At 70.5% G+C, this 10634-nt stretch carries 10 protein-coding genes; 6 read left to right on the top strand and 4 right to left on the bottom strand.

The window, feature by feature from the left end; translation table 11 throughout:
- Nucleotides 1-387 precede the first annotated feature (387 nt).
- The 3 genes from Q1N79_RS09660 to Q1N79_RS09670 are packed head-to-tail and all read right to left on the bottom strand — an operon-like array spanning nt 388 to nt 1558.
- The gene (locus Q1N79_RS09660) at nt 388-858 is read right to left on the bottom strand and encodes an SRPBCC family protein (RefSeq protein WP_300607072.1); all 471 of its coding nucleotides are present in this window, start codon (nt 856-858) and stop codon (nt 388-390) included.
- Complete coding sequence (locus tag Q1N79_RS09665) at nt 855-1097, bottom strand: hypothetical protein (protein WP_300607075.1); 243 nt, start codon at nt 1095-1097, stop codon at nt 855-857. Before Q1N79_RS09665 ends, Q1N79_RS09660 begins: the two co-directional genes overlap by 4 nt.
- Entirely contained in the window at nt 1091-1558 is a 468-nt protein-coding gene (locus Q1N79_RS09670) for a MarR family winged helix-turn-helix transcriptional regulator (protein WP_300607079.1), read from the bottom strand. Before Q1N79_RS09670 ends, Q1N79_RS09665 begins: the two co-directional genes overlap by 7 nt.
- Nucleotides 1559-1592: 34 nt before the next feature.
- On the opposite strand from Q1N79_RS09670, the gene Q1N79_RS09675 reads away from it, so the two are divergent.
- The 6 genes from Q1N79_RS09675 to Q1N79_RS09700 all read left to right on the top strand — a co-directional run bounded on the left by Q1N79_RS09675 (nt 1593) and on the right by Q1N79_RS09700 (nt 9596).
- Nucleotides 1593-1967, top strand: a complete 375-nt coding sequence (locus tag Q1N79_RS09675; RefSeq protein WP_300607082.1) for an ankyrin repeat domain-containing protein — start codon at nt 1593-1595, stop codon at nt 1965-1967.
- Between the two features lie 105 nt (nt 1968-2072).
- Nucleotides 2073-3107: an ornithine cyclodeaminase family protein gene (locus Q1N79_RS09680; protein ID WP_300607085.1), complete on the top strand. Its 1035-nt coding sequence runs from the start codon at nt 2073-2075 to the stop codon at nt 3105-3107.
- Nucleotides 3104-4654, top strand: a complete 1551-nt coding sequence (locus tag Q1N79_RS09685) for an aromatic amino acid lyase (RefSeq protein WP_300607088.1) — start codon at nt 3104-3106, stop codon at nt 4652-4654. Before Q1N79_RS09680 ends, Q1N79_RS09685 begins: the two co-directional genes overlap by 4 nt.
- Nucleotides 4655-4808: 154 nt before the next feature.
- Nucleotides 4809-6764, top strand: coding sequence for a molybdopterin-dependent oxidoreductase (locus tag Q1N79_RS09690; protein ID WP_300607091.1), 1956 nt, complete (start codon nt 4809-4811; stop codon nt 6762-6764).
- A complete protein-coding gene (locus tag Q1N79_RS09695; RefSeq protein WP_300607094.1) occupies nt 6765-8633 on the top strand; it encodes an NAD(P)H-dependent oxidoreductase subunit E in 1869 nt (622 codons plus the stop codon).
- A gap of 18 nt (nt 8634-8651) precedes the next feature.
- Complete coding sequence (locus Q1N79_RS09700) at nt 8652-9596, top strand: 2Fe-2S iron-sulfur cluster-binding protein (RefSeq protein WP_300607097.1); 945 nt, start codon at nt 8652-8654, stop codon at nt 9594-9596.
- Between the two features lie 207 nt (nt 9597-9803).
- Here Q1N79_RS09700 and Q1N79_RS09705 read toward each other — a convergent pair.
- Nucleotides 9804-10634: ferritin-like domain-containing protein (locus Q1N79_RS09705; RefSeq protein WP_300607100.1), on the bottom strand; the 831-nt coding region annotated here is incomplete at its 5' end.

Consider the following 10634-nt stretch of genomic DNA (forward strand, 5'->3'; position numbering starts at 1 on the left):
GGACCGAAACGTGTCAACCTGTTCTTCACCAGCCCGCCATACGCCAACTTTGCCGGGGGCGGGACCACAGTTGTCGTCGCTCGGCGACTCGGACGAGTGGCAGGCGGCTTCGAGATTCACGAGGACTTCATGCTTGAAGCTCGTCGCCGCATCGCTGAAGGCATCGGCGATATGCCCGGTATGCCGGTATCCCGGAACCGGACATTCCGGACAGGCCGATTATCGGGGAAGAAAAGGCCGGTCAGGGGAGGCATTTTCCTTCCCGTTATCCCGGCCCGCGCGTGCAAGGCAAGCGGGAGGGGCTGGCGTGACGGACGGGAAATGGACCGGGACGAAGGCAACCGGTCAGGCGCAGGCATCGCAGCGGGCCAACGACCCGTATTCAGCTCATAGCGCGCCGCGGTGGCCGGGCCCGGCGGCGGCGTTGTGTATCCAGGCGGTGATGGCGTCTTGCCATGACTGGAGGTAGGCGGGGTATTCATCGGCGAATTCACGCAGCTCGCGGCTGGCGGGGCCGGTGAGTGCGGTTAGCTGATAGGTGACTTCGACCTCGCTGTGGCGGTCGGCGGCGCTGACCGTGATCGTCACGGTGCCGGCCTGGTCGCCGGGGGTCACGCGGGCGTAGGAGATGCGCTGGCCTGGTTGCCGGTCTGTCACGAGCCAGATGGTGTGCCGGCCGTGGGCGCTGGTTTCGAAGACGGTTCCCGGCTCGGTGTCGTCGGGGGCCGGGGCCGGGAAGGCGGGGTGCCATCCATGTGCCCAGTCCTGTTCGCCGCGCGGGGTAAACAGGCGGAACGCTTCGCCGGGCGGGAGGGCGACCCGGATGCGGCCGGTGAGCCGCCGGCGCGTGCCGGTCATGGCTCCTTCAGCTTGTGCGCGTCGGCGGCGGTCAGCGTCAGGCCGTAGACGGCCTTGAGCTGGTCGATCTTGGCGAGGACGGGCGGCCCGAACGGGGCCTTGCCCTCGAACGCGTGCAAGACGATGCCTTCGACGAGGTCACCGAGGGACAGGTCGAGGTATTCGGCTAGGCCCTTGAGGACTTTCAGCGTGTTCCGCTCGATGCGAAGGCCGGTCTGCGTCCGCTCAACTGTTACCATGGTAACAATATATCCCCGTAGCGCGACGGTTCGGGGATGATCGGCGCAGCTGAAGTCCTGGCGGCTTGGTCGAGACGTTCGGCTGTCCGTCCGGCCGCCTGCGCGTCGAGTGCGCTTGTCTCGCGCAGCACGCTGCCGATCCAGTCGATCTTCCTGGCGCGGGCGCGCCGGACCAGCGCCCGCCCATCTGGGGTCAGGTCGACGATGACCCCACGGTGGTCACTGCTGTCCGCGCGCCGGATCACCAGGCGGTCGCGTTCGAGCCCGGCGACGAGCTTGGTCATGGTGGGCTGGGCCACTCCCTCGCTGTGGGCGAGGTCCCCGAGCCGGTGCGCTCCTCCGTACCGGAGGGTTGCCAGGACGGAGAACCGCGCCGGCGACAGGCCCAGCTCGCCGTCCAGCAGCCGGAAGTGCCTGGCCGAGTGCTGAATTGCCAGGTACAGCTGCTCTGCGGGTTCCATTGCCAGCAGTATAGTCGATAGCTAGGCTATGGACATGCGGCCAGTGGACCGGCTCGTGGCGGCGGCGCTGCTTGGCCAGGTGACCGAGGTGCGGCGGATGGTCGCGGCCGATCCGGCGCTGCTGTCGGCGCGCAACATGTTCGGCCTGGTCCGCCTGCTGCTGGAACGGGGGGCGGACGTCAACGGCCGGCGAGGGGATGGCATGACGGCGCTGCACTCCGCGTGCTGGCGGGGACTCGGCCGGGTTGCCCAGGAACTCCTCGACGCTGGTGCCGACCCTGCCATCACCGCCGTCGCCGGGCCGCACCGGGGGCAGACGCCCGCGGACACGGCGCTCGCCCAGGGCCATCTTCTCCTTGCCGCTCGGCTGGATGTGCCGGGGCAGTCAGTGTCCAGCCCATACGGCTGATCCTCCCGCCGGCGAAGCTGATCGTGACCAGGCCCGCCATCCCGGCGGCGGCGCCGGGGAATAACTTGGTCCAGGGTCCGGTAGAGCCGGATGACCATCCGCCGTGTGATCGCAACCTTTGACGCGGGAGAACAGCCGTTGAACGAGATCTGGCTTACCTTCCTCAATGGCCCGGACATAGCAGAGCTCGCGCTTGACGACGCCGACGTGCTCACTGCCGTGGAAGATGGACTGCGTGCCCAGGGGCTCGGTCAGACGGTCGTCGAGCCGCGCATGCACCTGATGCCCGACCCCGCGTTCCGGGGCCATTTCAATATTCTGCGAGGCTACATCGCGCCGCTCGGGCTGGCGGGGGTGAAGACCGTCGGCGATTTCGTCGGCAATTACGAGGCCGGGCTGCCCTCCGAGATGGCGTTGCTCACCCTCTTCGACCCGCGCACTGGCATGCCGGTGGCAATCCTCGACGCCACCGCGATAACGGAGATGCGCACCGGCGCCGTCACCGCGCTAGGCGCCCGCCATCTAGCCCGCCCGGATGCCAAGGTGCTCGGGCATATCGGCGCCCGCGGCACGTCGTACTGGAATGTCCGGCTCCTGGACCGGATCTTCGACTTCGCTGAGATCCGGGTCCACTCGCTCCGTCCCGGGAGCCGCGAGGCGTTCGCTGCGCGGCTCGAGCACGACCTCGGCAAGCCCGTCATCGTGGCCGGAGACTGGCGGACCTGCGCAGCGGGCGCGGATATCGTGGTGGAGGCGTCCCGGCTGGACCGGCCGCAGCCGATGCTGAAGACGGAGTGGATCGCGCCCGGCGCGCTCGTCGTGCCGTACGGAACGATGAGCGCGGTCGAGCTCTCGCTGACCGACATCATGGACAAGATCGTCGTGGACGACTGGGGCCAGTGCCGGTCTGGCCCGTTCGGTGCGCTGCGCCAGCACGTCGACTCGGGGCGGCTCAGCGAACAGACATTGCACGGGGAGCTGTGCGAGATCGTCGCTGGCCTTAAGCCGGGCCGTGAGCGCGCCGACGAAACGATCCTGCTCTGGCACCGCGGGCTCTCGCTGTCCGACATCGCGCTGGGTGCCGCGATGCTCAGGAAGGCCGGCGAGCGCGGCATCGGCCAGCGGCTGCGGTTCGCATGACGCCTCCCGCAGTGGTCGTGGACGGGCGCACGCTGTCCCCGGCTGACGTCGCCGCGGTCGCCTGGCACGGCGCGCGGGTGGTCCTCGCCGACGCCGTGATCCCCCTGCTGGAGCGCGAACGCGCCGTCGTCGAGAGCATCGTCGACCGCCAGGTGCCGGCGTACGGCGTGACGACGGGACTGGGCAGCCGGTCCTCGTACGCCCTGCCGCGCGAGGAACTCGCGCGATTCAGCGTCCGCACGGTCCGGGGCCGGGCCAACGCGGTCGGCGGCCCGCTGCCGATCCCGGTTGTGCGCGCTGCCGTACTCGCCCGCGTCAACGGCATTGCGGGCGGCGGCAGCGGAGTGCGTCCTGAGGTCGCACGGCTGCTTATCGACATGCTCAACGCGCGGGTGCACCCGGTGATCCCCGAGGTGGGCTCGATTGGCGCCTCCGACCTGTGCCAGATGGCTCATGTCGGCCTGGTCGTCATCGGCGAGGGCCACGCCGAGGTGTCCGGGCAGATCCTCGACGGCGCGGCGGCACTGCGACGGGCAGGCCTGACTCCTGCTCAGCTCGGCCCGAAGGATGGGGCCGTGCTGTGCGGCGCGAGCCCGCTAGCCGCCGGCCACGGTGCCCTCGCCCTTCATGAGGCGGCGGCCGCTGTGACGCTGGCCCAGGCAGTCGCGGCACTCACGTTCGAGGGCTTCCGTGCCAACACCAGCCCGCTGGATCCCCGGGTGCTGCGCCTGCGGCCGGCCCCCGGGCAATCCAGGGCCGCCGCCGAACTCCTCGCGCTGCTCGCGGGCGGCGAACTGGCCGCCCCCGGCAGTGGCCGGCGCGTGCAGGACCCCATCAGCCTGCGCTGCACGGCGCAGGTGCACGGCTCGCTGCACGCCGCCCTGGACTTCGCCGCCGCCGCGCTGGAACCGGAGCTCAACGGCTGTGGTGACAACCCGGTCGTGCTGGCCGACACTAACGAGATCCTCTCCTCAGGCAATTTCCACACCCCGGCTCTGGCGCTGGCCTTCGACACCCTCGCGCTGGCCGTCGCGCAGACCGCGGCAGTCTCGGCAGCGCGAATGCAGCGGCTGCTCGACTCCGCTGTCAGCGGACTGCCCGCCAACCTCTCGGTCTACGGCCCCGAACGCTCGGGCTTCGCGCCCCTGGCCAAGACCGCGCAGGCCCTCGTCGCCGAGATCCGTGCCGGGTCGGCGCCGGTGTGTGCCGATCCGCGCTACGGCGCGGACGCCGTCGAGGACGACTCGACCAACGCCTCGCTCGGGGCCCGGCGGCTGACGGCGATCCTCACCCGGCTGACCCAGCTCCTCGCCGTGGAAGCCGTGGCCGCCGCGCAGGCGGTGGACCTGGCGGCTCCGGCCGCCCTGGGGCAAGGGCCGCAGCTCCTGCACCGTGCGATCCGGGATGTCGTCCCGCACCTGGACGACGACTGGCCTGGCGGAATGGACGTGAACCGGGTGGTCGATCAGGTCCTGGGGTCGGCCGAGGTACAGCGGGAGCTCGGCGCACTGATCGGCCAGGCATCCGGGCTGACCAGTGAGCGGTAGTGCGCGGAGTCGTGCGCCCGGACAACTGTCCTTTTCCCGCTTTGGCGTCCGCGCCAACAGGCCAGATGCCCGTATTCACCGCGATAGACCGGTCCCGAACCCGCGCGTACGATCAGTTAAATAGGTGCCGAAGCTCCAGGGGAGGTGAGGTGAGGTGAGCAAGCAGGTACGGCTGACGGAGCCGCTCGTGCGGGTAAACGGGGAACTGCGCCCGGCGAGCTGGGACGAAGCCCTGGATCGCGCGGCCGCGGGGTTCGCGCTTGCCAGGGACCGCGACGCCACGAAGTCGTTCGGAATGTTCAGCTGCTCCAAAGCGACGAACGAGATGAATTACGCGGCGCAGAAATTCGTCCGCACCGTGATGGGCAGCAATAACATCGATAGCTGTAACCGCACTTGACACGCCCCTAGTGTCGTCGGTCTGGCGGCAGTGTTCGGAGCTGGTGGCGGCACCAGCTCCTACCGGGAGGCGGAAGACGCCGACCTCCTGGTCCTATGGGGCTCGAACGCGCGGGAAGCTCACCCGATCTTCTTCCACCATGTCCTGAAGGGCCTGCGCAACGGCGCCCGGATGTACGCGGTGGACCCGCGGCGGACTTCGTCCGCCCAGTGGGCGGACGCATGGCTGGGCATCCACGTCGGCTCTGACATCTCGCTGGCGAACGCGATCGGCAACGAGATCATCGCGGCCGGGCTTGTCAACGAGGCCTTCATCGACCGCGCCACGACCGGGTTCGACGCCTACGCCGAAGCCGTGCGGCAGTACCCGCTGGAGCGGGCCGAGCACGACACCGGCGTGCCGGCCTCCCTGATCAGGCAGTTCGCGCACGACTACGCCCGTGCCGACCGGGCGCAGATCCTGTGGACGCTCGGCGTCACCGAGCACCACAACGCCTCCGACAACGTGTTCGCGCTGATCAACCTCTCACTGCTCACCGGGCACATCGGCCGGTACGGCTCCGGCCTTGTCCCGCTGCGCGGGCAGAACAACGTGCAGGGCGGCGGCGACATGGGGGCCATCCCCAACAAGCTGACCGGGTTCCAGGACATCGAAACCGACATGGCGGCCCGCGCCAAGTTCGAGAAGGCGTACGGGGTCAAGCTGCCCGCCAAGCGGGGCATGCACCTGTCGCAGATGTGGGAGGCCATGGAGCACGGCGAGCTCACCGCCTGCTACATCGTCGGCGAGAACCCGGTGCGCTCCGAGGCCGAGACCAGCCGGACCCGCAAGCTGCTCGAAGGCCTGGAGCACCTCGTCGTGCAGGACATGTTCCTGACCGACACCGCGCTCGCGGCCGACATCGTGTTCCCGGCGACGGCCACGTGGTGCGAGGCAGAAGGCACGGTCACCAGCAGCGAGCGCCGCGTGCAGCGGGTCCGCAAGGCGCTCGAGCCGCCGCCAGGTGTCAGGGACGACATTGAGATCATCTGCGAGCTCGCCCGCCGCCTCGGCACGGACTGGGGCCACCCGACCGCCGAGGACCTGTGGAACGAGCTGCGCACCCTGTCGCCCATGCACGCGGGCATGAGCTACCAGCGCCTTGAGGAGCTCGGCGGCATCCAGTGGCCCTGCCCCTACGACGGTCACCCCGGCACCCTGTTCCTGCACGCCCGGCTGTGGGAGGAGGACCCGGCCAAGCGCGGCAACCCCGCGCCGTTCACGCCGGTGGAGCAGGAAGACCCGATCGACCAGCTATCCGCCGAGTTCCCGATCCGGCTGACCACCGGCCGCCGGCTGGACTCCTACAACACCGGCGTGCAGTCCGGGCAGTACGCGACGCCGATCCGGCGGCCCGAGACGCTCAACCTGTCGCCAGAGGACGCGGCCCGGCTTGGCTTCGCCGAAGGCGAGTCGGTGATCGTCTCCTCGCGCCGCGGGTCGCTGGTGGCGCCCGTCCATATCGACACCCAGCTGAGGGAAGGGCTCGCCTTCATGACCCTGCACTTCCCCGAGCAGGTCGAGACCAACGTGCTCACCCTGGACGTCTGGGACCCGAAGTCAGGCACCGCCGAGTTCAAGGCCACTGCCATCAGGATCGACAAGCTGGACACGAACGGCGGGGGCGCTCATGCCTCCCCAGAACGCACGCACGCGGAGGTGGGTAGGTAAGTGGACCTGCGGCTCGGGGCTGCGGTGCCCGCGACCGGCGAAGAGCGGGCCGCGATCGCGTCGGTACTGGGGCCGCCGGAGACCGGCTGGGAAGGCGGGCGGCGCCAGGCCGCCGACGGGCACGTCGCGTTCGGCGGCCACGCCGCCCGCGCCAGGCGGCACCTGCTGATTCCCGTGCTGCACGCGGTGCAGGAGCGGGTCGGCTGGATCAGCCCGGGAGCGCTCGACCACATCTGCGAGCGGCTGACCGTCCCGCCGGCCGAGGCGTACGGCGTCGCCTCGTTCTACGCCCTGTTCCGCACCACCCCCTCCCCTGGCGCGGTCGTCCACGTCTGCGACGACCTGGCCTGCCAGGTCGCCGGCGCGGAGGAACTGTGCGGGCAGATGACACGGCGGTTCGGCGCAGAAGGCGAGCGGTCCGCCTTCAACGGCACCGGCGTCACCTGGCAGCGCAGCCCCTGCCTTGGCCAGTGTGACCGCGGCTCGGCCGCGCTGATCCAGCGCGCGGGCGCGGACCCGGCGCGGGTCGGGCTGGCGCCCGCGGACCCGGACCAGATATGGCAGGCCCTGTCCCCCGGGACGCCTGCAAATCCCTCCCCGCTCGTACCACAGCTAGAAAACGGGTCATCCCGAACGCTGCGGCTGCTTCGCCGCGTCGGCCAGGTAGACCCGGCATCGCTCGGGTCGTACCGGGCGGCAGGCGGGTACGCGATGCTCCGCCGCGCGGTCGCCGTCGGCCCCCAGGGCGTGCTGCGCGAGATCAAGGACGCCAAGCTGCTCGGCCGCGGCGGCGCCGCGTTCCCGACCGCGACCAAGTGGGAGGGCGTGGCCGGCAACCCGGTCCGGCCGCATTACGTCGTCTGCAACGCCGACGAGTCAGAGCCAGGCACGTTCAAGGACCGGGTGCTGATGGAGGAAGACCCGTACGCCCTGGTCGAGGCCGTCACGATCATGGGGTACGCCTGCGGCGCCGAGCAGGGCTACATCTACATCCGCGGCGAGTACCCGCTGGCGGAAGCGCGGCTGCGGCACGCGGTCGGGCAGGCCCGCGCCCGCGGTCTCCTCGGCGCGGACGTGATGGGCGAGGGGTTCAGCTTCGATATCGACGTCAGGCGCGGCGCCGGGGCGTACATCGCGGGCGAGGAAACCGCGCTGATCAACTCGATCGAGGGCAAGCGCGCCGAGCCGCGCAACAAGCCGCCGTTCCCCGCCCAGGTAGGCCTGTTCGGCAAGCCGACCGCGATCAACAACGTGGAGACGCTGCTGTCGGTGCTGGAGATCCTGCGGATCGGCGGGCCCGCGTTCGCCTCGATCGGGACGGCGAACTGGACAGGAACCCGGCTGTTCTGCCTGTCCGGGTGCGTGGAGCGGCCAGGGCTTTACGAGCACGAGTTCGGGATCACGCTGCGGCAGGTGATCGACGCGGCGGGCGGCGTCCGCGGCGGGCGGCCGCTGCAGGCCGTGCTCCTGGGCGGGGCGGCGGGCTCGTTCGTCACCCCAGACGTGCTGGATACCCCGCTGACGTTCGAGGCGCTGCGCGCGATCGGGGCGACGCTGGGGTCCGGGGTGGTCCTCGTGCTCGACGACACGATCGACATCGCCGGCCTGCTGCGGCGGATCACCCAGTTCTTCCGCGACGAGTCGTGCGGGCAGTGCGTCCCGTGCCGGGTCGGGACCGTGCGCCTGGAGGAAGTGATGGCGCGGATGGCGCGGGGCGCGCCGTTCGGCTCGGCCGCGCAGGAGCGCGCCCTGCTGACAGACATCGTCTCGGTGACCAGGGACGCCTCAATCTGCGGTCTCGGCCAGACCGCGGTCTCCGCGGTAGAGTCGGCACTGCGCCTTGGCCTCATCGACAGCATGCCTTCATAGCGAGCGTGGGGAGCTGACATGACCGCGGTGTTCCTGGACACCCCCCGGCGGCTGGTGGACGTGACGATCGACGGGGAGACGGTGCGCGTCCCCGAGGGCGCCACGCTGCTCGACGCGTGCCGCCAGCAGGGCATCGACACGCCCACGCTGTGCTACCTGGAGAACCTCACCCCGGTGAACGTGTGCCGGGTGTGCGTCGTGGAGGTCGAAGGGTCGCGGACGCTCGTGCCGGCGTGCTCGCGCAAGGCCGAGCAGGGCATGACCGTGCACACCGACTCCGAACGCGTCCGCACCAGCCGCAAGATGGTCCTTGAGTTCCTGTCCTCCTCCGCCGACCTCTCGCTGGCCTCCCCCGACGTGCGCAGGTGGGTGTCGAACTACGGCGTGGATCCGGGCCGGTACGGCCCGCCCGCCGCCGATCACGCCGCGGGGGAACGGGACGCGACCCGCCCTGGCGAGCACCACGCGACCGACGGCGCCGCCGCCGGCACGGTCAGGCAGCCGGTCAAGTACGACAACGACAGCTACGTCCGCGACTATTCGCGCTGCATCCTCTGCTACAAGTGCGTGGAGGCGTGCGGGCCGGACGCGCAGAACACGTTCGCGATCGCGGTGGCCGGCCGCGGGTTCGACGCCCGCATCTCCACCGAGTTCGACGTGACCCTGCCCGACTCGGCCTGCGTGTACTGCGGCAACTGCATCGGCGTCTGCCCCACCGGGGCCCTGATGCCCGCCAGCGAGTACGTCATGCGCCAGGCCGGGACCTGGGATGAGTCCAGGCAGACCGTGACGACCACGATCTGCCCGTACTGCGGCGTCGGCTGCAACCTCGAACTGCACGTGCAGGACAACCGGATCGTCAAGGTGACCTCCCCGCTCGACCACGACGTCGGCAACGGCCACCTGTGCGTGAAGGGCCGGTTCGGCTTCGAGTTCGTGCAGCGCCGGGCCGGGGAGTCCTGAGGCTCCCGGTACGGGCGCCGGTGCGGGTTGCCGCGCGCAATTAGAAGCGCCTTCGGCTGCCGGCCGGTCTGGGTGCTCGCTACTGTGCGCGAGTGCTCGGGACCGGGTGGAGCGCAGTCGCCGCCTTGGCCGCGGCCTTCCTGATCCCCGCAGTGGCCACGCCTGCGGGCGTTTCGGGTGGCTAGCAGTGCGGCACCGGCGCCTGCTTCACATGAAGTTGCGGGTGTGCAGCGCCGATAGTTCGGCCGCCTCGTCCGGCGGGAAGCCGATGAAGGCCAGGCGCCGCCGCCGTCCCTCATCCATTGCCTGCTGAAGCTGCTGTACCGCGGCGAAACCCCGGCCGATGGCGTCGGGCTCCCATGAGCCAGCGGCGAGCAGCACCAGCGCGTCGAAGACCTCGTTGTTCAGTCCGGCCGTTTCGGTGAGGGCGGCATGCCGCCGCTCGACCGCCTGCCGCAGCAGGCCCAGGTAGCCCGGGTCGGCGCGGGCCGCGTGAGCGGTGTGTGCGACCCCGAACGCGACGTGGCGCGCCTCGTCGCGCAGTGCCAGCCGGGTGACGTCCGCGGTGACGGGGTCCGGAGCATGCCGGTGCAGGAACCGCAGCAGGTCCACGAACGTGCCCTCGCCCAGCACCGACAGCAGGAAGCTCGCGGTGGTGAAGTCGGGCTCGGTCAGCAGCGTCTGCAGGGATGCGCGCCCGCCCGCGCTGGAGGTGCCGAGTGGGCCGCCGGCCAGCATGGCCCGCCGGCTGAACACCTCGACGTGCCGCGCCTCGTCGGCGGCCTGCGTCGCGAGCAGCTGCATTACCTCACGGAAGTGCGGGTGGACCTGGCTGAGCAGCCTAGCCGGGATGATGAGCGCTGCCTGCTCGTTCTCGACGAGGTAGGTCATTACCTGCACGACCGCGCGCTCTGCGGTCTCGGGCAGGTGAACCTGCGCCGACCAGTCGACGGCGGTTGCCGGGTCCCACTGCGCGGCGGCCGCTGCAGCGTACAGGCGTGGCGCGATATCGGCCCAGACATGGTCCCGGTCGGCCCA

Origin of the sequence: Trebonia sp. (assembly GCF_030042015.1) — a bacterium.
In the GTDB taxonomy this organism is placed as follows: domain Bacteria; phylum Actinomycetota; class Actinomycetes; order Streptosporangiales; family Streptosporangiaceae; genus Trebonia.